This window comes from Mycobacteroides sp. H003 (assembly GCF_001440135.1).
Classification (GTDB): Bacteria; Actinomycetota; Actinomycetes; order Mycobacteriales; family Mycobacteriaceae; genus Mycobacterium; species Mycobacterium gwanakae.
Map to the genome: position 1 here is coordinate 408,183 of NZ_LJYL01000010.1, position 19,914 is coordinate 428,096.

Consider the following 19,914-nt stretch of genomic DNA (forward strand, 5'->3'; position numbering starts at 1 on the left):
TGTCCCGATATTCTCTAAAATAGAGAACTCGATGAGGTGGTCATGAAGCAACTAGCTCGCCAAGAGAGCAGCACTGAGAACACGACAACTCAGCCCTCCTTCATATGTGGGTTCGACGACGGAGCGAGGTCCACTGCGTGCACCAATCCGGCTCCCGACGATGCCAGTTATTGCAGCCAGCACGACCCTGAGGTAGTCACTATCGAACGCAGCTACCTGGTCCGAGTGGTACAGACCTACACCGGCAGACTCCCCGAAAGCCGGGAGGAACGTACTGACGATGTCGACCAGTTCATTTGCGACAACTTTCTTTTGGTCAGCGACGAAACCGAGACCGTCGACGAGGACGAACTTCAGGTGATCCTGCGACACCCCGATGGATCAGCCGAAGCACTCTGAAATCTCCATTGACGCCACATCCACAACCCGAGAGGAATTCGGCTCATGGCCAACGCAACGCACACGGTTCGGACAATCACTGAGCACCGGTTCACCGTGCCATGCGAATCGCCTCACGGCGGGAACTGGCAGGACTTCGACGTCGCACGCGCGATGGCCGAGAACGTCGCACGTGAGCAGGGCATCAACACCGAGACCGACGGTTGGTCTCGGCTGCGCTGCGAAGATGATCAGTTGGTGATCGTCCTGACCATTGAAGGGCCGGACGAACTACCACCAGCTCATAGGCCTGGCAATGTCTGAGCCCCCAACACTGCCCCCGTTCAGCGGTTATCCGCTGGATATGTTTGCGCCCATTGACATGGAGTGCCCCGGCCTCCAGCCACCGGACACTCCCCTGGTTCGCATCCTGCGCCGCGGCCGCTCCGCCTACGAAGGTGGAGCTGTCAACTGGTTACATGAGGCCCGCGACGAGGTGAGCCGCCACAGTGAGACGGACTTCTTCGAACGATCGACTCAGCAGTGGGCACACCCACCCGACCCCGATGGTTGGTTCTACAGCTACTGGAGCTATCCGGTACACAGTTGCGATCACGGCTGCGACGAGGAGCCCTTCGTCGATGTACGTGCCGTGCGCTGGGTGAACGCCGACCAGATCCCCGAGGGCGAACGCCACGTCGCGGGTCGACCGCTGAACCCAGATGGAACGCCGCATCAGCGCGGGCCCCAATCGACTCGTCGCCGCGGCTTCGCCCAAATCGCAGTCAACTAGACCCGCATTTTCTGCGTATCCGCAATTTCTGCGGTATTGTATCGCCATGGATGACAGATACGACCAGATTCGCGAGGAGCTGCGCCAGGCCGAAAGCGCCACCGCTGCCGGCTCTCTGCCGCATCTTCGCGTTGCGGTCGATTTGGCGAGCCAGCTGATCGACGAGCACATGGCCGAAGCTGTTATCGACGGGAAACTCAGCATTCGCGCTGCCGGCGCCCAGGTCGGGCTGACCGAGAACTCGGTGGGACCGCGGCTGGCGCGAACCCCACAACTGAATCCCTACGCACGCGGTGACGGGCGGGTCACCGCGTCGGAGATCAATCGGGCCCGCTACGACCGCGAGGCCGGAATCCCCGCGCCGACACCAGCGGAGCAGCCCGAACCACTGCGATTCAAACCGCGCCGCAACAACACTCAACCCAAGGAGACGAAATGACCAACCCTGACCTCACCTGGATTCTGTTCCTACTCGACCGCTCCGGATCGATGAGGCGGATCAAAAAGGCCACCGAAGAGGGTTTCGATGCCTTTATCGCCGAGCAGCGCAAGGCGCCCGGCCAGTGCGCGGTAACACTGGCCCAGTTCGATACCGAATACGAGGTTGTCTACTCCCAGAGGCCACTCGATGAGGTTCCGCCGCTGACTCTGGTACCGCGCAACAGCACGGCTCTGCTCGACTCGATGGCCAACCTGATTGTGGAATCTGGGCTTCAGCTCGCAGAGCTGCCCGAAGCAGAGCGTCCAGGCACAGTGATCGTGGCGATCATGACCGACGGGCTGGAGAACGCAAGTCGCGAGTGGACGCACCCCATGCTCAAGGAGCTAGTTCAGCAGCAGACCGAGCAGTACGGCTGGCAGTTCCTGTACATGGGAGCCAACCAAGACGCGATCGAGGAAGGCGCCAAGCTTGGAGTGTCTGGTGACTACTCACTCGATTTCGCCGGGGCCAACGTGGGGCAGGCGATGACTGTCACCTCGCAGAATGTCGTGTCATATCGATCGGCGCGGTCTACCGATCTGACCGCGTCGATGCCGACATACACCGCCGAACAGCGGCGCTCGTCAAAGTAGGCACACACAGCGACCGGCGTCTGGGGGTAGACCCCAGGCCCGGTCGCTTCTGCATGGTCAGACATGGCTCCTGGGCACAGCATCTGCTGCGAATTGATCCAGCTGCGACCTCGCTGCTCCAGGTGTGAATAACAGCAAGAGACATCACGATGTTGTCACGTCCCTGGCGTGGTTCCCTTGGCTAGCGCGCTACCAGGGGATATTCTCCGCATTAGAGAATTTCTGGCCCCGAAAGGACCCTATGCCTGTCTCTCCGCAGCGGAAGTTCGAGCTACAGGATTCAGCTGTCGGTGACGCCCTCAACGCGGCGCGCCGGAAGGCTCAGCTCGAGTTGCAGGACGCGGGCCCGCTCGCCGGCCTTGATTGGCGAGTCCTTTCACGCATCGAGCGCGGCGAGCGACCCTGCCGTGTGACCGAGCTCGTGGCTCTCGCTGCCGCCTATTCACGCCCGCCGGAAACGATCCTGCTCGCAGCGACCGGGGACCCAGAAGCATGGAAAGAGCTTCTCAACCCGTAGCAGTCCGATTCCCCGGAACACGGCACTAACCCAATCTCGCCGATCACATCGTCGATGGTTCCAATTAAATCGCCTGCAATCTCGTTCGATATCTCTATAACCGAGAACGCATCGATTGCACCAACATCTTTAGCGGTGACCAGACGCTACACCGCCTGATCAGCTGAAACCACACTCTGCGGCCAAACGCAGCGCCTCACCTCCCCGAATTTAGCTGGGCAATGTCGCTGACCAGTGATACCGTCAGCTCGTGACTTTGATACGCCTCGACCAGCGAGTTGCCGGGATGCAGACAGCATCACCGGCGGCTTTGTCGTGGCTGGAATCGGTCATCAAGACCCAAGAGCTCTCCACGGCCACGAGCCACGATTTCGGCCAGCCCAGATGCTTCCGGTCACCCCGATATGACCTATCCGCCCTCCCTGTGGGCGAGCGCCCCGATCGGAAGCAAGGGCCAGGGAACAAATCTCATAAAAATCTCAATATTTGCGTTTCTGCTGCTAGGGATGTCCGCTGACACTCCCTTAGTTCAGCACGCTTTGAATTACCTTGCTGCACAGCCGATTTAGATAAACTGTGCTTTACAAGACTCGTATTCCGTAGCACCATCATGTTCAGCACGAACGAGAAGATCGCTCGATTCGCTGTCGCACGCGGGACGCTAAGGCGTTCTCCTGCCAGGACTTTGAAAACTCCAAAGTGTGTGATGCACCGCCCCTCACGAGGGTCGATGAACAAGCCGTCTCGGCGCCCGGGGCTCCCAAGAGAGTCAATGACCGGTCAGCCAGTCGAGCATGCTCATCCTCAATCCTCCTGTCGGGGCGGTCCGCCGGGCGCCGCCATGCGCCCGGCCCTCATGCCAGCTTTCCGTTAGGAAGCAGGTATGAGTTCCGTTTGGTTGGATTGGTGTCAAATCCATTGCAACCAAACGGATATGCGCCTCTAGCTCATCTGGCCAGAGCACCTGACTCTTAATCAGGGGGTACGGGGTTCGAGACCCCGGGGGCGTACGTACGTAGCGTGACGTGCGGTGGAGTAGACCGCACACGTACCAGCGGGTGGTGCCGGGTACTGGGTACGCGGCCAAGGTGCCGCAACCGACCACCAATCGGCTCCTACCCGCTCGCAAATTCTTCCGGTGTCAGAACCGGTTGGGGTGTCGCGGCGGCACCGATAGGCGCGAGATATACCGCCAACCGTCCACGGCTCGATTGCTCCGATCCCACTCCTCCTTCGCAAGGCGGAGCGGCGCGGCATCTCACCGCGAAACGACAACCCGTTCACCCAGTAGGGGCACCCGACGGTGAGCGGCACGGTGCAGGGTAAGACACCTTCGAGTGGGTCGAATCAGAGAGGGACACCGGCACACCGGTGTGGCGCCGTGGACAGACACGGGGGCGATAATGCAGCCCTTGACGGAGCAGGAGCCGCCTCGTTCTGGCGGCAGGCTAGAAATCCGAACACCGAGTGGTCCCGTCGGGCGCAACAATCCGGGACGCTGCGAGCGTGGTCCAATGGCTACGACCTCAGACTTCCAATCTGATGATGCGGGTTCGATTCCCGTCGCTCGCTCTTGGTGCCCACGACGGTGGGTAGGGACAGAGGACGGTCCCTTCGCCACGGGGTTCGATTCCCCGCGTTGGCTTCGGCCCGCGGTGCGGAACTGGTGATGCCAGCTGGTCGGTGCCAGGTACCGGATCACTGCCGACCTTCTCCAAACATCTTGGCCCTGTGGCGAAACATGGCAGCCGCGCCGGATTCAAACTCCGGTGTCCGACAGGACGTGTGGGTTCGATTCCCTCCAGGGCTACCGCGTCCGAATGAACAATGCCTTGTGGGGTAATCGGCAGCCCACTGGATTTTGGCTCCGGGAGTTCAGGTTCGAGCCCTGGCGAGGCAGCAGGTCGGCGGACCCGAAACGCACATTGCCCGGTGGTCTAACGGCAGGACTCCTGATTCTGGATCAGGTCGGTGGAGGTTCGAATCCTCCCTGGGCAGCATCGCGAATTCCACTGTGCGGAGTTAATCGCCCGCGTGGCAGTGGTCTTCGCAGGTGGCGTTCCAGGAGCATGTTCGACGCTATGGCCCCATTCCAGGATCGCCGCCACAACGCCCTGATAGCTCAGTCCGGCCAGAGCGGCTGCCTTGTAAGCAGTGTCCGTCGCCGGTTCGAATCCGGCTTGGGGCTCTCCTGCGCCTTCGGGTGTTGCCGCCATAGCTCAGTGGCAGAGCGCTTTCTTGGTGAGAAAGAGGTCTCGGGTTCAACCCCCGATGGTGGCTCCACGGTTGTCGGTGACCAGCCCGCTGCGCGAGCGGCACGCGGAACCGTCAGACTCGGCACTCCTCTGCCCACGCAGGGGTCATTGGCTGGCTAAGCCGCACCGAGCAAGTCAGCTGCAGCTGGCCGAAAGGCGTGGGTGTCTGTGGATGTAGCGCAGCTGGTAGCGCGTCTCGTTGCCAACGAGAAGGCCGCGGGTTCGAATCCCGTCTTCCACTCCAGCACTTCTCCCCTTCGCGGGAGGTGTGGGGGCTGGTTCCGGCCCCGGCGTCAACGGAGGGTTCGCGTGGACCCTGTACCGCCCGATTGAGGTTGGCGGACGCAGAGCGCAGGTAACCCCTGCGGCAGGACACATGCCCCTCTGGCCCAACTGGCAGAGGCGTCGGCTTCAGGTGCCGAAGGTTCCCGGTTCGAATCCGGGGAGGGGTACAACGAGGCATGGCTCGATAACCGGAGGTGACTCCGGGAAAGGTGGGTGTGACACCCCGCCGCCACATCTCTACGGGGATGTGGCACACCATGCACGGCTCCCGCAAGGAGTACCTGGGCAACCGGGTGCCACAGCGGTCCGAGTTCGGCGACAGAAGGGACGGCGAGTGCTCACCTTCGCGCCGGCGCCACGCAGCGCCGGCACCGCCACGTGAACGAGGACTGCCAGCGGGGTGCGGGGGAACACCAGTCCGAGCTCGCCAGGCGAGGGCGGTTCCCATGACCTCGGAATCCGGTGGGCGCATCGGTGCACGACGAAGAGCGCAGCGGCTTGGCGGCCAAGCGCGAGGGTGTGAAGCATTCTGTGGCTCAAAAGGTTACGGAACTTCGCGGGAAAGCACATCCTCAGTCACAAGCACTAGCTCAATTGGCAGAGCAATCGTTTCTGGAACGGTAGGTCGCCGGTTCAAATCCGGCGTGTTTATCCAAGCGAAAGACTTTCCCTGCCACGGCTCGAAAGCGCCGTAATCCTCGGCCCTGCACAGGGAATCGAGGCAACCGTGAACTCGCAAGGTGATCGGATGTCCGTGAGGCAGTAGAGCAATACAGGGGTTAGCTCCCCCTGTGCGAATCGAAACCTGCGGAGTAGATCGTGGCATGACGAGTGGCTGCCGCAAGCAGCCCGGCGTGACGGTTACCAGGGGAACCTGGATGGATAAATCGGGAAACCATAATCCGATGAGAGACCGTTGCTTTGGGGCCTAATCTCAGCCCCAAATAACCAATAGCTCGTAGCTCAATTGTGGCAGAGCGCGCGACTGTTAATCGCGTAGTTGGAGGTTCGACTCCTCCCGGGCTAGCGCTTCATATTTGGGGCTGTAGTTCAACGGTAGAACAGGGCTTTTGCACGGCTCTGATCGGGGTTCGATTCCTCGTAGCTCCACGGGCGCATCCGCGCCATTCCGGCCCGCCCACAACACGGAAAGGAGGCGCGGCGCCATGACGACGATCGTGCCCGCGCCTTCCGTGCGGGTGTTCAACGCCGACTATTCGTTCCTCGACACCGTACGCTGGCAAGACGCGGTCGGCATGCTTCTACGTGACGTGGCATACGCGCTGGAGGCGCACGTGCCCCCGCGCATCGTCCGCTCGCCAAGCGCCGAGGTGGAGGTGCCCAAGTCGCTTCTGCTGACTCGGTACGCCCCTGTCCCCTACCGGCGTGATCCGGAGTTCGCCTCGCGTGCCGAGATTCTGCGCAGGGACAACTACCTGTGCCAGTACGTCGGCTGTGGGGCCAAGGCCACCACGATCGATCACGTGTTCCCGCGTTCGCGCGGCGGCGCACCGTCAACGTGGACGAACCAGGTAGGCGCGTGCGAGCCGTGCAACGGCCGCAAGGCAGACCGTACACCGGAGGAAGCGGGTATGAAGCTGATCCGCGAGCCTTTCCGGCCAGCGCACATCTGACGACGGGGAACAGACCCGTGACGGTTCGGAGAGACGAGCTTCATGGTCCGTTCGGTTAGTGGTAGGCCCCGGGATTCTCAGTCCCGTTACGCGGGTTCGATTCCCGCACGGACTACGTTGAGTGGCGTTGAAATCGGTTTGATTCCCGCAGGCCGACAGTGTGCCTTGGTTGGTGTGGTGCCGCGCGTCATGTGAGAGCCGTGCGAATCGGCGAAAACTCTACCGCTGCCGAGGAATCGGCAAGTAGAGCATGGTCCCGAAGCTGAACTGGTTCAAGCGCTCGGTTGAAGCCCAAGAGAGGTCGGTTCGATTCCGGCCGGGACCACGCAATGTCGGTGTGGCGGAACGGCAGACGCACCAGCTTGAGGGGCTGGCGCCCATTACAGGGTGTGCAGGTTCGACTCCTGTCATCGACACCAAGCCGCGGTAGCTCAGTGGAGAGAGCACCTGCCTACGAAGCAGGGGGCCGGGGGTTCAAATCCCTCTCGCGGTACAACGGTCCAGAAGACCGAAGATCTCAAAACGACCTGTAGCTCATCTGGTTAGAGCGCCGCCCTGATAAGGCGGAGGCAGTTGGTTCAAATCCATCCAGGTCGACCACGCGGCAATCCGCCGCGAATGCCGGTGTAGAGCAGCTGGTTAGCTCGCCACCCTGTCAAGGTGGAGGCCGCGGGTTCAAGTCCCGTCACTGGCGCAAGCGGTGCATTGGGCACCGTCTCAGTCTCGTAGCTCAGTTGGAAGAGCACCTGGTTTACACCCAGGGTTGTCGGGGGTTCGAATCCCTCCGGGACTACCATGCCGGCACGGCGCAGAGGCGAGGCGCAGCGGCCTGTAAAGCCGTTCTTTCGGGTGAGTGGGTTCAATTCCTTCTGCCGGCACCGGGCCCGCGGCGGCCTCAACGACGCGAAACGGGATGTGGCGCAGCTTGGTAGCGCATCTGCTTTGGGAGCAGAGGGTCGCACGTTCAAATCGTGTCATCCCGACAAACAAGATTTCAGCCCGCGTAGCTCAGTGGATAGAGCGCCTGCCTCCGAAGCAGGAGGCCCCGAGTTCAACTCTCGGCGTGGGTACTTCGCCTCCATAGCTCAGTCTGGTCCAGAGCCACCGACTTTTAATCGGAGGGTCGCAGGTTCAAATCCTGCTGGGGGTACCAGGCCGCACCGCCGGCCGAATCTTGGAAGATGAACGCGCCCGGCGCGCGCACGGCTTCGAACACCGTTGGTCGCTTCGGCGATGGGGATCAGGGCCTCCGTCTTCCGCTTTACGGGTATCTATCCCCTATGCGTCCGTGGTCTAGCGGCTAAGACGCCGGTCTCCAAAACCGGAAGACGCAGGTTCAAGTCCTGCCGGGCGTGCAAGTACCCGACCATCGAACGGTGGTCGGATCCAGAGGTCGCGACGACAGTCGCGGTCTCGTCCATGGCGCTGTGCTGTGATGGCTAGGCACCCGGGCTTTCATCTCGGGACGCGCGGGTTCAATTCCCGTCGGCGCTACTCGATTTTTCGGCGTGTCGCGACGCCTGGCTGGCCCTTGACGCCGACGTCGAACAAGCTGAATGCGCGAGATCCCGTGTCAACGCCAACCCCCCGTTATCACCTGGCGAAGGCATCTCCACGACGCCGCATAGTCTCGGACGAGAGGTGACCTGCACGGGATCTCGCGTATATGCCCCTGTAGCTCAGAGGACAGAGCGACGCGGTCCTAACGCGACGGCCGGCGGTTCGAATACGTCCGGGGGCACCATGGCATCAATCGCAAAGGAGCAGCAACCGTGGACAGCTCTCCCCGCCTGTTACCGGCCGGAATCGGGTCCGTGTTCATCGTCGACGTCGAGGCCACCTCGCGCAAACCGTTCAGTGGTGTGATGACGGAGTTCGCCGTGGTCCATCTGGTTTCGGGCACTTCGTTCTACGGGCACACCTACCGCAACCATCCACATCCGGACAATCCCGCGATCCCTGTTGCAGATCTCGACGGCGGGGGTGACTACATCAGCGAGGCGTACTGGATTATGGACGGCAAGGACGTCGCAAACTCGGTGGCAGGTTCGGAACCGGCCGATGTCGCTAGCGCACTGCGCACATGGCTCGACGGATTCGGTTTACCACGCCGGGTACTGGTCAGCGACAACAACGGCTACGACGCGATGTGGCTGAACTGCTTCACTGACCTCTGGACGGGTGAGGTCTTTTTCGGCCACTCGTCGCGGCGCATCGGTGACTTCTACGCAGGCACTCGGCAGAAGTGGGCTGATCACTCCTCATGGAAGAGTCTGCGCCGCACACGACACACCCACCATCCACTCGACGACGCACGGGGTAACGCTGAGGCTCTGCGCACGCTGCTGGGCATTGATGTCGATCGCAAAGGCGAGGATTAACCATGCCGACGATGACCCTGTACACCCTGTGGTGCGAGAGATACGCCGCCACCGGAGAGCATGGACGCGCGCGTTCACTGGGTACCTGGGCCGCGGAGTCATTCGACTCTGCTGTGGAACTGTGGAATGCGACCAAGAACCGAAATTCGATGTACGGAAACCTCGTTCACCACGAGAACGGTTCCTGGACCTTGTGGGGCTGCCGGTTATTCGACAACGAGGCCGATGCCCGCCGAGCGTTCGGATGAACGGCTCCAGCTGACAACTAGCGGTGTCGGCGTGTCGCGCGGTCACAGTGGATTCGAGAGTTCTTGCAGCAGAGGCTATATGCCAGTGCTCGAACCGCACCAATCGCCGAACCTTGGAGGGCATATGAAACTCTGCGTCACCGCTGTGATCGCGGCGGCACCCTTGTTGATCTTCGCTCCATTCGCCAGCGCGGGGCCGCGCTGCCTCCCAGACCAAACAGCCTGCTGCCCCAGCGGCTACATAGTGGCCGAACACTCCAGCGGTGCGATGACGTGCTCTCCTGACGTCGATGTCCACTCCGCCGCCCGAAACAGCATCCCGATCTGATCGGTAGACACTCCACCTCCGCAGTGTGCGCCGCTGCGATTCAGAGGTGTCAGGCGCAGGAGCGGAGTAGGGCAGCTTGGTCAGCCCGCGTGGCTCATAACCACGAAGTCGCAGGTTCGAATCCTGCCTCCGCCACAATCTTTGGACCGATGTGCTGGAGCTGTGCCCGTGAAAGGTGTATCAATGCGGATCATTGATATGGTCGACAGCCCGGGCTTCAACCCTGCCACGCAACAGGATCGCGGAGATTGGTCACTACGTGACGTGTCCGCCGCGCAGGTCGGGTTGGCTGACGACGGAAAGCCTGCATGCATCGATCACGGCGCAATGAATTGCGTAAACATCGAGCGCTCGATATGGCGTTGCCTGATGTGTGGACGATCCTGCTACGCGATCTGGTGAGACCCCCGGCCAGCACTGCGGAAAAATCATTGCTGTGTAGCTCAGTTGGCAAGAGCCCCGAACTCATAATTCGGTAGTCGCGGGTTCGAGTCCCGCCACAGCTACGACGCGCCATTCCAGCCGGAACGGCGCATTTGGAAGGTACGCGGCCGGCGCCGCACCCCGCCTTGAAAGCGGGTGGCCGCATCAGCGGTGGGGATCGACACCTCTACCTTCCGCGCAACCCAACCGGCTCACAACTGGAAGGGAACCGCTCGGCTGAGATGCCGGGTGCGGATGGCTCCGCCTGCGTGACTGTGGACAGACGGCGCGCAGATAGCGGCCCGGGCTGGGCCTGTCCCCCGGCTCGACATGGCGTCGTTAGCTCAGCGGTAGAGCCCCGGTTTGTGGAACCGGTAGTCGTCGGTTCGATCCCGACACGTCGCCCCATCGGCTGCGGCACCGCGTCGCGTTCGTCCGGACGCGGTGCCGCGGCCCAACATCGTCGACATGAGTGACACTCGTAATGACCCACTCGACCTTCGTCTTGCCGCGGCTGGCGGGTCATGGGATCCGCGGCTTCCTGAGCATCACGGTCCGGACCAGGACTACATCGCACCCGGGCGACGAGTAGCGCACCTGCCCGGTTTCAGCTGGCCGAATACCCCAGAGAAGTGCATTGCGGGCCACCTCGACACAGTTTGGGTTCTCGACGGGCAGCTTCTCCTCTGCACGGGTTGCGGGCTGGACGGAACCTGATGCTGAACGTTGTCGACCTCGCGGTAACGACCAGGGTTAGTGCGCTAGGCGAGGATCGGGCGCAGTGCTGCTGGGTGGCCCTGGTGACAATCTCCAGCTCAACATGACAGTTCTGCACGAACATGCCTCCGTGGCGCAATGGATAGCGCACCGGTTTTCTACTCCGATGGTTGCCGGTTCGAATCCGGCCGGGGGCACCGACAAGCTTCGAAAGATCCACGGGCTGTGGGAAAGTTTGGTCAATCCGCCTGGCTGGGGGCCAGGAAATCGCGCGTTCGAATCGCGCCAGCCCGACCACCGTGGCGGAAAGCCCGTCGCGCGAAAACACACGAAGGGAGGAGCCGTGAGCACACAATTCCCCGTCACGATGCGCGGGGCAGACAACGTCGCACTCTGGGCGTACGAGCATGAGATCGAGCCGGCCGCCCTGAACCAGTTGCGCAACATCGCCGCTCTCGGGCCGGTTGCTAAGGTGGCAGTGATGCCAGATGTCCACTTGGGCAAGGGCGCCACGGTCGGATCCGTCATCGCGATGCGAGATGCGGTCTCCCCCTCGGCGGTCGGCGTCGATATCGGTTGTGGTGTCTGCGGCGTCCGAACGTCTCTTTCAGCCCACGATCTCCCGGATGATCTGTCCGGGCTGCGCTCCGCGGTGGAGGCAGCGATTCCGGTCGGATTCAACTCGCACGAGCGGGCCGTGAACGTCCAGCGTCTCGGGCTGCGTACTGCTGACCACGATCGACTCTGGCAGTCGGCCAAGGCGATTCACGCCAACGTTGACCCGTTCGGTGGTCGTGCCCCGCGCCAGCTCGGCACGCTCGGTGGCGGCAACCATTTCCTCGAGGTGTGCCTGGACGGCGAGGACCGCGTATGGCTTACCCTCCATTCAGGATCGCGTAACGTCGGCAAGGAGCTGGCTGAGCGACACATCACGGTCGCAAAGGGCCTGCCGCACAACGCAGATCTACCGGATCGAGACCTGGCGTTCTTCTACGCGAACACCCCGGAGATGGACGCTTACCTCTACGACCTGACGTGGGCGCAGCAGTACGCCGCGCTGTCGCGGCAGGTGATGATGGCGCTGTTCCGCACCGTACTCAGTGAGGCCTTCGCAGGAGTGCGGTTCACCGACGAGATCAACGTGCACCACAACTACGTGCGCCGCGAGACTGTTGGCGGTGAGGAGTTCATCGTCACCCGCAAGGGGGCTATTCGCGCAGGATCTGACGAACTGGCGCTGATCCCCGGCAGCATGGGTACGGGCTCGTACGTGGTGCGCGGTTTGGGTAACCCTGAGTCGTTGTTCTCAGCCTCGCACGGGGCGGGTCGCAAGATGAGCCGCTCCGCCGCCAAACGGACATTCACCGTCGAGGATCTGGCAGAACAGACCGCCGGCATCGAGTGCCGAAAGGACGCTGGTGTCGTCGACGAGATTCCCGGGGCCTACAAGGACATCCACGGTGTCATCGCCGCTCAGGACAACCTCGTCGCCGTAGTGGCGCACCTGCGCACCATCCTCTGTGTGAAGGGCTAAGTCGCATAGCGGAAACCCCTGATGGGTTGAGACAGCATGCGCGAGGTGCGGCACGTCGATGCCAGCGTGTCGTACCTCGTGCTTGGCGACAGTGCGGCGGCATGGCACCGTTGTGACAAGCACAGGCGCGTGCCTCGTCATCTGATGCAGACCCACGACAGGAGAGCCGATCGTGAATATGCCATCCAGCAACAAGGTCATCGAAGAGCTCGGGGACTATGTCAACGACCCGGCCAATGCTTCAGTTATGGATGTCTTCCGGGAGATCGGCGAGCGGGGACGGATGTTGCACACCGCGGAGATCGCTTCTGATCCGGAGTGGTTCGCACGGAGATTCGTTGCGTGGATTCGAGCAGGGGCGCCGACATGCAGCAGACAAGCTCTCAACCCGGTGGTTTCGAGGCGTCGTCGCAACACTCTAGATTCTGGAGGTTGTGTTGGCATCGTCGCGTCGGGTGAAGAAGGGGCCGGGGCGTCGTCCGCTGTCGGCCAAGCGTCAAAGGTTCATGGAGTTGCGGGCCCGCGGGTGGAGCGTCCGTGCCGCGGCCCGTGAAGTCGGCGTATCGCGGTCGTCCGGGACCAGCTGGGCCAGCGGTCATAAGACCTACCGAAACGGCGTCGTGGTCGGGTTCGTCCCGCCACTGGATCCGCTGGCCGTACGTCAGATCAGCGCTCGCTACCTGTCCCAGGACGAACGCATTGAGATCGCTGATCTGTGCCGTGCTGGGCTGAGCATGCGCGCCATTGCCGACAAGCTCGGGCGTGCGCCCTCGACCATCTCGCGCGAGCTCGGGCGCAACGCCGCGCCGGCCGGTCGCGGATATCAACCCTTCGAGGCTCATCGGCGGGCTACCGTGCGCCGAGCACGTCATCACCGACGACGGGTCGACACCAATGAACAGCTCGGTGTCCTGGTCGCTGAGCTGCTTGGTCGGCGGTGGAGCCCGCAGCAGATCAGCCGCCACCTCCGGGTGCTTTTCCCTGGAGATCGGTCGATGTGGTTGTGTCATGAAAGTATCTATCAGGCTGTCTACCAACCGAATTCACGTTTCCTGCGACCTACGCGATTGGCACCGCATCGGCGTTCGCCGCTGCGTACCGGCCGAGATCACCGCCGCGCCCATCAGTGCCAGCGGCGCCGCCGACCGCGATTCCAGCAGCCCATGCTCACCATCCACGACCGCCCTTTCCCACCCGTTGACCGGTCCCAAGCCGGACATTGGGAGGGCGACCTCATCATCGGTGACAACCACCTCTCAGCGATCGGCACGCTGGTCGAACGCCAGACCCGGACACTGCGCCTGGTGCATCTGCCTCGCGCGGATTCTGACTCGCTGCACACCGCTCTGGTCGACCGGATGCAGGACCTGCCGCCGGAGCTGATGCGATCGATAACCTGGGACCAGGGCACCGAGATGGCCCGCCATCTCGCGACTGCCGACAAGCTCGGGGCGCCGGTGTACTTCTGCGACTCTCGATCACCGTGGCAGCGGGGCACCAACGAGAACACGAATGGGCTGCTGCGTGACTACTTTCCCAAGGGCGTCACCCTCGCCAACTATTCGCTGGAGCACCTGTTGGCAGTCGAGGAGGAACTCAATCAACGTCCCCGGATGGTCCTCCAAGACCGTTGCCCCGCGGATCTATTCGCGGCCCTGCTAGCGTCAAGCAGTCCATCAGTGTTGCAACGTTGACTAGAACCCACCCCCGGACAACTAGCTCAACAGTCCAACTGACGAGTTGTGTGCTGTGCCACCACGCCGTGTACCAGCGTGGGCACGGAATCACTTCAATGTGCGGAGACAAGAATGCGGAAACCCGTTGGTCGATCAATGGCGGCCCTCAAGAAACTTGAGCAGCAGAACAACCGACTCAAGTCCTCCTATCACACCGCGAGCGAGAAGCGTGCGATGAAGGCCGCACGCGAGAAGCGGCAAGCTACGCGAGCCGAAGCTAGTGCGGAAGAGCTTCAGGAGATGTTGGACGCCGATATGCGTTGGCTCGACAGTCTTGGCCCCAGGCTCAGCCAAAAAGGTCTGACACTTAGCCTTCGGCAACACTTCCCAACTTGAACATTGAGCTGGCCCAGCTCCACCCCCGCTAGCGCGGGTTCTGTCTCCGTGGCCGAGTGGTTAGGCAGCGGCCTGCAAAGCCGTCTACGCCGGTTCAAGTCCGGCCGGAGACTCCACACTGGTCCACCCGCCAGCAGCGCCCCCATAGCTCAGTTGGCCAGAGCGGCTCACTCGTAATGAGCAGGTCACCGGTTCGATTCCGGTTGAGGGCTCAAACGGACACGTGCAGTGTCTGATTCGGGGTATGGGAAAGCTTGGCAATCCGCCTCGTTCGGGACGAGGAGACCGGCGGTTCAAATCCGTCTACCCCGACGTTGGTTTTGCACACTACCTGGCAGTATCTTTTGGATAGATGATAGTATCTGTCAAACAGATACCGCAGGAGTGGACATGACCTACCCCGACACGAGCATCGCGCACCCCACCGATATCGTCCGCGAGGCTGATGCGCCTTGGCATACGGGCGACGTGTTCAGCCTTCGCGGCTTGGTCGACGCCACAGTGCTGATCCGCCCCTTGTCCAGACACGTTTACGCATCGCGATGGAGCCACGACGGTAAAGCAACGGCGATCGTCGCCGATATAGCGGTGCTAGAGGACAACAACCATGCCGCCAGCCTCTACAGCCAAGTCACCATTTTTCAGCCGAACGTTGTCAAGGCGCTGTGCGCGGTCCTGGACAATCCACATGTTTTCACCGTCGCCGGTGTGGTGTCCGTGATCGGCGACATTGGGCGACGCGCCTGGGTGCTCGCTCCGTTGCCAGAGGCCCTGATCCCTGTAGCAGCGGCAGAAGCAGCAGCGCGGGACTGGGACTATCCCCCGGACTACGACGCAATCGTGGGCCGCAAGATCGCCGCTCTGCGCAACGATAAAGGACTTCCGCAGGCCGCCCTAGCGGGTGTATTGGGTGTCATGCAGTCGGGCGTATCCGACATCGAATCCGGACGACGGTCATTAGACCTCAAGAAGTTGTATGCCATCGCATCTGCACTGAGCGTGCCAGTGCACGAGCTGTTGCCCTGACGCGCGCAACAATGACATCCGATTGCATTGCGATAAAACAAATTTGGAGACGTGGCAGAGCGGCGAATGCAGCGCGTTGCTAGCGCGTAGTCGACTATATCGGCCGAGGGTTCGAGTCCCTCCGTCTCCGCGGGGCATCACACACTTTGGGGTTCTTGTTCGCCAGCTACCCTCCCCGTACTGTTTGGCCCATGGCTAAGGGACTCGGAGGACGGCGGTGATGGGTCGACCGTTTCCTGAGGCGGAACGGGCGTTGGCGTTGGATACGTCGGTGCTGGCGCCGCTGGCTGCTGAGCGGTTGGGGCGCACAGTGGGCAGCGTCCGTACTTTCGTTGCGGCCGCAAGATCCTGAACGATCGCGATAACGGGTTCACCGTCGAGGATCGCCGCCGTACCGACAAGATTGCTGTTGCGCCTGCTGCCCCAGAGACCCATCAAGTGCCGTACTGACGAACACGACAAACAATTCACTCAGAGACAAAGGTCAAGTAATGCGTCGATTTGAAAGGTACTGGGCATGGCTCACCGCCATCGGGGCGCAGATACTAATCGTGGCCAACGTCATTGATCATGACTGGTTCGGTGTTGTGATCGGGGTCTTGGCGCTGCCGGTGGGTCTGTGGTGGGTGTACGACAACCGGAACTCGGAGAGAACCGCCGCCGAACAAGAACAGCTGGCCGCTGAATGGACCGACGCCAAGGTGCAGGATGTGATCGCAGGTCATCATGATCAAGTCAGCGCGGTGAAGGCGATGCGAGCAGCTGATCCCCGACTCGGGTTGGTCACCGCCACTCGACTTGTACGGCGGGCCAGAGCGCCACAAGAAACCACCCATGATCCCAATGCCCAGCGAGGCGGTAGCAACTCTCGGCCCGATGCTGACCGGCGTTGACGCCGGCAACAACACACCGCATCTTCGCGCATTTTCGGCACTGAACACCACCTGTCTACACCCGAACGAAACACGTATCGGCAAGCAACCGCCAGTTTCTGGAGGGTCGAGGAGGTTTCGAGTCCCTCCGGCTCCGCGCGACATCACACACTCTGGGGTTCTTGTTCGCCAGCTACCGTGCCCGTACCGTCTTGCCATGACTGCTGCATGGTCCGCGGGGGACTTCAATAACAGGATTTCCAACTACAGTTACGTGGCTTCACGCTGTCGACATCTCATGGAGCAGCTGCGCCAGGCGCGTTTCGGACGGCTCGACCCGAATTGGCGTTCCAACCTGCAGTCAACATCAGCCCAATTCGCTGCTACGGGGGTGCAGGCGGACGCAGAATCAACAGCCATTGCAGAGTTGCAGAACTTGCCGCTCATGCCGTGGGAACCGAATCAGGCACCATGGCGGAGGTCTCTCGATAGCTGGTATGCCGTTGCGCACAAGACACTTGCACTCGATTATGTGAACCAAGCTCAGATCCACTTGAACTCCATGCGCGATGCCGACATGGTCGGGCCCTTGGCACTAACCGGCATATTGGCCGAGAAAATACTCGACACGGTGTCCCCGCACGACAATCGCGGAGATGACACCCGCCGCACCCGCGAGTGGACCTACATCGGCCAGAGGACCAGCCTGACCGGCTCTTACCTGGCAGGACTATCCGCCGGAGGTGTAAATGTCAATTGGCGCGGGTGGTACAACGAGCAAATTTCGAGATGGCCTCAAGACCATCCGATTCTTGGACGGTTCAGGGCCGAAATCCAACATGGCAGATACGAGTTCCTGCCCGAGTATTGGATGAACGAACAGCCCCTTAGCTGACGGAATTATCCAGCTGAGCCTGAAGGCCGGCCAGTCTCCCAGTCCCACACAGGGTCCGGAACCGGCAATGGAATGTATTCGCCGCCTTCGCGTTCGGTCTGCTCGCGTGCGGCATCTTCTTCATCTGCGGTGTACGTGACAAACGTGGCCGGACGCCCCGGAAGTCGAACCATCGACGTAATGTCCGCGAGCGTGACACCGCGACGTTTCGGCGTTTCACGAGTGCGCACTGGGGTGGGTTCGCTCACGGTGAGTCAGTATCGCAGTCGCCGGCGACAATGCCGCGCACCACGCTGGAGCTCTGTCCGTGTCCGCTACTTGGGCGCTGGCGGAGCAGGCTCAGCGACGGTCCACGCTCCCGACGACCCGATGAGCCTTCCGCCCCCGGCCGTTTCGGCGCGCGCACCAGCGATAGGGCCGGCCACATCGGCAGCACCAGAAGTGATCTTGGCGGTGCGCCCATTGAGCGTGATCGAAATGACCCCAGCTGCGGTGAACACCGCAGTCGCCTTCTCGGCGCGATACACGGTCTGGGTGCTGCCGGGAACTGTGTTCTCCACGCGAGCCTGCGGGCCGGGCAGCAGCGCGGCTGTCGCGGTGCGCAACGGGAAGGCGATGTCGCCGAACAGCGCTCCGACGTTCACCCATCCCTCGAAAGCGGTCGGTACACCGATCGAGGCCCAGAACGAGGAGTTTCCACGCAGGTACACCAAGTTCGCCGCGACCAGCAGGTCCGCCGATTCCGCTCCGGATCGCACCTTGCCGATCGAGTCGCCGGTGGCGGCCTGGACGGTCTCGGTCACTTCGAAGCGGGCCACCGCGGTGGTCACCTGGCTCTCGACGTGGACATAGCCGTTGCTGAGCTCGGAGCGTGCGTCGGCTACCGCGGCAAGCTCCATCACGGACAGCTCACGTTCGGGCGGGGGTGGTGGTAGCACCGGATCTCGCAGCACCAGCCAGGCGACGAGCGGCACAGCTGCCAGCGCCCACACGAGCGCGATCACTAGCCCGCTACGTGCGGCCTTCTGCTTCAGAGTCAGTCCGGGCAGTTCCCACATCTCACGCACAGTTGCTTCTCCCTTGTCGCTGTCCCCTGCGTGGGGTCGCGGCGGAAGTTATCCCTTGTGCACCAGGAGTCCCGACAGCGGCGCGGGCATGTGAGCCAGATGGCGGCGCTGCGGTCAAGGAGATGGCGTTCTTACTCGTCGGGCGGCGTTAATCACCGCAGTACGTACGGCACTGTCTGTGGGGTTTCCGGCCCGTATCAGGGCGGTGAGCGCCCGCTCGTACTCTTCTCCCGGGTCAGAGGCTACTTCCTTCGACAAGATGGCGATCGTAGCGTTGAGGGTTAGCACATCTAGCGATTGACCGAAGCTCCACATGCTGTCAGCCCACGGTTCCCCGTAGACATCTGCCAGCTGCTTGTTGATGTCTACTAATGCGTGGCGCAGAGACAGTTCATGTGCTTTATCGACAGTCAACGTGGTTTCGTCTTCGGGCCAATTGAAGAAAGCTTCGAACGCTGGCTTACCCCGATAGCGTCCGCGACCTCCGTCGGCATTGGCCACGAGGTATTGGGTGGCGCGGTGGCGATGTTCGTGCGGGAAGGCATACACCCTGAGGTCTTGAACGATCCAGCGTCCCCAAAGTTCGCGGCTTACGGCGTTGGCGATGCGCTGCGCGGTCTCGGGCTTGAGTGCTGACAAGGCACGATCGGCTTCAGTGAATAAGCCGACGCCGCCGGCAGTTGATGAACGCAGCTTCCGCGGCGGGCGAATAAGGCGGCCGCGCTCATCCGGTGTGGGATTGCTGCCGTACTTAGCCACAATCCGCGCCAGCTGGCCTCGCGTGTGGTCTTCCCCCAAGATCGGCCTGGACCAACGCGGATGTTCCATCTCAAGCCGCACCCTCAGATAGGCAGGTGAATACTCGCATAGTTCAAGCAATGCCGGGGACGCGGGGTCGCGCTCCTCTAAAATCTCGCGTATCTGAGATGGTATGTCAGAGAACAAGATTGAACCGCCATTGGCGAGTAGAGCCGCGTACTGCCGGATGAGGTGAGCTGCCCGGGCTTCGACGAGACCGTCAGGGAGCTGGCGCGGCAGCCGTTCGCCGTAAATTCCGCGGGCGAGCACCGCCTCACGGCTCGTACGGTCGCTATTTCCGCGGAATTTCTCGATCAGGCCCATACGATCACCCCTTCTCTCCTGAACCGTCAGCTGGAGACCAAGTGCGTCGGCGATGTCAGCGACGATTCCTATTTCGCCGCGTGGATGCCCGGCCTCGATCTTGGAGATGGACTGGCGCGTAACTCCGGACCGCTCCGCCAGATCGACAAGGCTCCAGTTCTTCGCCGTTCGCGCCGCCTCCAAGGCGCGTCCGATGCGCCACACATCATCCTTGGTCACTTGAGGTAGCGTACGCGCACTGATTCCAAACGGTCAACGTACGTTAACGCGGCGCGGTCGGGCCACGGCTAAAG

18 protein-coding genes and 35 tRNA genes are annotated in these 19,914 nt (G+C 61.9%); 51 read left to right on the forward strand and 2 right to left on the reverse strand.

Translation table 11 applies throughout. From position 1 onward, the window contains the following. The first annotated feature begins 42 nt into the window (after positions 1 to 42). The 51 genes from AOT87_RS07925 to AOT87_RS08170 all read left to right on the forward strand — a co-directional run bounded on the left by AOT87_RS07925 (position 43) and on the right by AOT87_RS08170 (position 17,432). Positions 43 to 399 (forward strand): hypothetical protein, encoded by a 357-nt coding sequence (locus tag AOT87_RS07925; protein WP_211171317.1) that lies wholly within the window; start codon positions 43 to 45, stop codon positions 397 to 399. 45 nt (positions 400 to 444) lie between these two features. Beyond that, entirely contained in the window at positions 445 to 702 is a 258-nt protein-coding gene (locus tag AOT87_RS07930) for a hypothetical protein (protein ID WP_057969899.1), read from the forward strand. Beyond that, positions 695 to 1,171: a hypothetical protein gene (locus tag AOT87_RS07935; protein ID WP_237085106.1), complete on the forward strand. Its 477-nt coding sequence runs from the start codon at positions 695 to 697 to the stop codon at positions 1,169 to 1,171. The genes AOT87_RS07930 and AOT87_RS07935 overlap by 8 nt, the downstream gene beginning before the upstream one ends. Positions 1,172 to 1,217: 46 nt before the next feature. Next, a complete protein-coding gene (locus tag AOT87_RS07940) occupies positions 1,218 to 1,610 on the forward strand; it encodes a hypothetical protein (protein WP_052525000.1) in 393 nt (130 codons plus the stop codon). Next, positions 1,607 to 2,245 (forward strand): vWA domain-containing protein, encoded by a 639-nt coding sequence (locus tag AOT87_RS07945; RefSeq protein ID WP_052524999.1) that lies wholly within the window; start codon positions 1,607 to 1,609, stop codon positions 2,243 to 2,245. Before AOT87_RS07940 ends, AOT87_RS07945 begins: the two co-directional genes overlap by 4 nt. A gap of 241 nt (positions 2,246 to 2,486) precedes the next feature. Continuing rightward, positions 2,487 to 2,762, forward strand: a complete 276-nt coding sequence (locus AOT87_RS07950) for a helix-turn-helix transcriptional regulator (RefSeq protein ID WP_005102200.1) — start codon at positions 2,487 to 2,489, stop codon at positions 2,760 to 2,762. Between the two features lie 936 nt (positions 2,763 to 3,698). Beyond that, a tRNA-Lys gene (locus tag AOT87_RS07955) sits at positions 3,699 to 3,772 on the forward strand. Positions 3,773 to 4,262: 490 nt separating this feature from the next. Next, positions 4,263 to 4,334: transfer RNA gene (locus tag AOT87_RS07960), tRNA-Gly, on the forward strand. Between the two features lie 153 nt (positions 4,335 to 4,487). Continuing rightward, positions 4,488 to 4,572: transfer RNA gene (locus AOT87_RS07965), tRNA-Leu, on the forward strand. A gap of 18 nt (positions 4,573 to 4,590) precedes the next feature. Further along, positions 4,591 to 4,662: transfer RNA gene (locus AOT87_RS07970), tRNA-Gln, on the forward strand. 26 nt (positions 4,663 to 4,688) lie between these two features. Beyond that, a tRNA-Gln gene (locus AOT87_RS07975) sits at positions 4,689 to 4,760 on the forward strand. 113 nt (positions 4,761 to 4,873) lie between these two features. Then, positions 4,874 to 4,950, forward strand: a tRNA-Thr gene (locus AOT87_RS07980). Positions 4,951 to 4,970: 20 nt separating this feature from the next. After that, positions 4,971 to 5,045 (forward strand) — tRNA-Thr (locus AOT87_RS07985). 140 nt (positions 5,046 to 5,185) lie between these two features. Next, a tRNA-Gly gene (locus AOT87_RS07990) sits at positions 5,186 to 5,261 on the forward strand. Positions 5,262 to 5,395: 134 nt separating this feature from the next. Continuing rightward, positions 5,396 to 5,469 (forward strand) — tRNA-Leu (locus tag AOT87_RS07995). Between the two features lie 412 nt (positions 5,470 to 5,881). Further along, a tRNA-Gln gene (locus tag AOT87_RS08000) sits at positions 5,882 to 5,957 on the forward strand. Between the two features lie 297 nt (positions 5,958 to 6,254). Continuing rightward, positions 6,255 to 6,329, forward strand: a tRNA-Asn gene (locus AOT87_RS08005). 12 nt (positions 6,330 to 6,341) lie between these two features. Further along, positions 6,342 to 6,412, forward strand: a tRNA-Ala gene (locus AOT87_RS08010). 56 nt (positions 6,413 to 6,468) lie between these two features. Then, positions 6,469 to 6,936: an HNH endonuclease gene (locus tag AOT87_RS08015; protein WP_052524998.1), complete on the forward strand. Its 468-nt coding sequence runs from the start codon at positions 6,469 to 6,471 to the stop codon at positions 6,934 to 6,936. 44 nt (positions 6,937 to 6,980) lie between these two features. Continuing rightward, positions 6,981 to 7,051: transfer RNA gene (locus AOT87_RS08020), tRNA-Glu, on the forward strand. A 137-nt stretch (positions 7,052 to 7,188) separates the two neighbouring features. Further along, a tRNA-Phe gene (locus AOT87_RS08025) sits at positions 7,189 to 7,261 on the forward strand. Between the two features lie 6 nt (positions 7,262 to 7,267). Beyond that, a tRNA-Leu gene (locus AOT87_RS08030) sits at positions 7,268 to 7,355 on the forward strand. 1 nt (position 7,356) lies between these two features. Continuing rightward, positions 7,357 to 7,429 (forward strand) — tRNA-Arg (locus AOT87_RS08035). Positions 7,430 to 7,459: 30 nt separating this feature from the next. Next, positions 7,460 to 7,536, forward strand: a tRNA-Ile gene (locus AOT87_RS08040). 20 nt (positions 7,537 to 7,556) lie between these two features. Next, positions 7,557 to 7,630, forward strand: a tRNA-Asp gene (locus AOT87_RS08045). A 25-nt stretch (positions 7,631 to 7,655) separates the two neighbouring features. Then, positions 7,656 to 7,732 (forward strand) — tRNA-Val (locus AOT87_RS08050). A 1-nt stretch (position 7,733) separates the two neighbouring features. Further along, positions 7,734 to 7,814, forward strand: a tRNA-Tyr gene (locus AOT87_RS08055). A gap of 31 nt (positions 7,815 to 7,845) precedes the next feature. Next, positions 7,846 to 7,919: transfer RNA gene (locus AOT87_RS08060), tRNA-Pro, on the forward strand. Between the two features lie 14 nt (positions 7,920 to 7,933). Next, positions 7,934 to 8,006, forward strand: a tRNA-Arg gene (locus AOT87_RS08065). 4 nt (positions 8,007 to 8,010) lie between these two features. Continuing rightward, positions 8,011 to 8,089 (forward strand) — tRNA-Lys (locus tag AOT87_RS08070). 129 nt (positions 8,090 to 8,218) lie between these two features. Continuing rightward, a tRNA-Trp gene (locus tag AOT87_RS08075) sits at positions 8,219 to 8,291 on the forward strand. A gap of 66 nt (positions 8,292 to 8,357) precedes the next feature. After that, positions 8,358 to 8,430: transfer RNA gene (locus AOT87_RS08080), tRNA-Glu, on the forward strand. A 174-nt stretch (positions 8,431 to 8,604) separates the two neighbouring features. Next, a tRNA-Arg gene (locus AOT87_RS08085) sits at positions 8,605 to 8,680 on the forward strand. A 28-nt stretch (positions 8,681 to 8,708) separates the two neighbouring features. Further along, a complete protein-coding gene (locus AOT87_RS27670; RefSeq protein ID WP_082635005.1) occupies positions 8,709 to 9,317 on the forward strand; it encodes a hypothetical protein in 609 nt (202 codons plus the stop codon). 2 nt (positions 9,318 to 9,319) lie between these two features. Continuing rightward, positions 9,320 to 9,565 carry a hypothetical protein gene (locus tag AOT87_RS08090; protein ID WP_057969897.1) on the forward strand — a complete coding sequence of 82 codons (246 nt, stop codon included), beginning with the start codon at positions 9,320 to 9,322 and terminating at the stop codon, positions 9,563 to 9,565. 388 nt (positions 9,566 to 9,953) lie between these two features. After that, a tRNA-Met gene (locus AOT87_RS08095) sits at positions 9,954 to 10,028 on the forward strand. Positions 10,029 to 10,325: 297 nt separating this feature from the next. After that, positions 10,326 to 10,399: transfer RNA gene (locus AOT87_RS08105), tRNA-Ile, on the forward strand. 250 nt (positions 10,400 to 10,649) lie between these two features. Beyond that, a tRNA-His gene (locus AOT87_RS08110) sits at positions 10,650 to 10,724 on the forward strand. 60 nt (positions 10,725 to 10,784) lie between these two features. Further along, a complete protein-coding gene (locus tag AOT87_RS27675) occupies positions 10,785 to 11,033 on the forward strand; it encodes a hypothetical protein (RefSeq protein ID WP_234809230.1) in 249 nt (82 codons plus the stop codon). 124 nt (positions 11,034 to 11,157) lie between these two features. After that, positions 11,158 to 11,230, forward strand: a tRNA-Arg gene (locus tag AOT87_RS08115). Between the two features lie 22 nt (positions 11,231 to 11,252). Then, positions 11,253 to 11,330, forward strand: a tRNA-Pro gene (locus AOT87_RS08120). A gap of 46 nt (positions 11,331 to 11,376) precedes the next feature. Beyond that, the gene (locus AOT87_RS27680) at positions 11,377 to 12,567 is read left to right on the forward strand and encodes an RtcB family protein (protein WP_082635007.1); all 1,191 of its coding nucleotides are present in this window, start codon (positions 11,377 to 11,379) and stop codon (positions 12,565 to 12,567) included. Positions 12,568 to 13,073: 506 nt separating this feature from the next. Beyond that, on the forward strand, positions 13,074 to 14,261 hold the full coding sequence (locus AOT87_RS08125; RefSeq protein WP_046191195.1) for an IS30 family transposase: 1,188 nt from the start codon (positions 13,074 to 13,076) through the stop codon (positions 14,259 to 14,261). Positions 14,262 to 14,399: 138 nt separating this feature from the next. Beyond that, complete coding sequence (locus AOT87_RS08130; protein WP_052568975.1) at positions 14,400 to 14,639, forward strand: hypothetical protein; 240 nt, start codon at positions 14,400 to 14,402, stop codon at positions 14,637 to 14,639. Between the two features lie 42 nt (positions 14,640 to 14,681). Continuing rightward, a tRNA-Cys gene (locus AOT87_RS08135) sits at positions 14,682 to 14,755 on the forward strand. A gap of 22 nt (positions 14,756 to 14,777) precedes the next feature. Next, positions 14,778 to 14,851: transfer RNA gene (locus tag AOT87_RS08140), tRNA-Thr, on the forward strand. A 26-nt stretch (positions 14,852 to 14,877) separates the two neighbouring features. Beyond that, positions 14,878 to 14,951, forward strand: a tRNA-Pro gene (locus tag AOT87_RS08145). 78 nt (positions 14,952 to 15,029) lie between these two features. Next, positions 15,030 to 15,665, forward strand: a complete 636-nt coding sequence (locus AOT87_RS08150) for a helix-turn-helix transcriptional regulator (protein WP_052568977.1) — start codon at positions 15,030 to 15,032, stop codon at positions 15,663 to 15,665. 45 nt (positions 15,666 to 15,710) lie between these two features. Continuing rightward, positions 15,711 to 15,795, forward strand: a tRNA-Ser gene (locus AOT87_RS08155). Between the two features lie 361 nt (positions 15,796 to 16,156). After that, positions 16,157 to 16,558, forward strand: coding sequence for a hypothetical protein (locus tag AOT87_RS08165; protein WP_049233104.1), 402 nt, complete (start codon positions 16,157 to 16,159; stop codon positions 16,556 to 16,558). A gap of 196 nt (positions 16,559 to 16,754) precedes the next feature. Then, positions 16,755 to 17,432: a hypothetical protein gene (locus tag AOT87_RS08170; RefSeq protein WP_131727299.1), complete on the forward strand. Its 678-nt coding sequence runs from the start codon at positions 16,755 to 16,757 to the stop codon at positions 17,430 to 17,432. A 314-nt stretch (positions 17,433 to 17,746) separates the two neighbouring features. Here the strand turns inward: AOT87_RS08170 and AOT87_RS08175 are convergent, their stop codons facing one another. Both AOT87_RS08175 and AOT87_RS08180 read right to left on the reverse strand, forming a co-directional pair. Continuing rightward, positions 17,747 to 18,490, reverse strand: a complete 744-nt coding sequence (locus tag AOT87_RS08175) for a hypothetical protein (protein ID WP_236739329.1) — start codon at positions 18,488 to 18,490, stop codon at positions 17,747 to 17,749. A 123-nt stretch (positions 18,491 to 18,613) separates the two neighbouring features. Further along, on the reverse strand, positions 18,614 to 19,840 hold the full coding sequence (locus AOT87_RS08180) for a helix-turn-helix domain-containing protein (RefSeq protein ID WP_052568986.1): 1,227 nt from the start codon (positions 19,838 to 19,840) through the stop codon (positions 18,614 to 18,616). Positions 19,841 to 19,914: the final 74 nt, after the last annotated feature.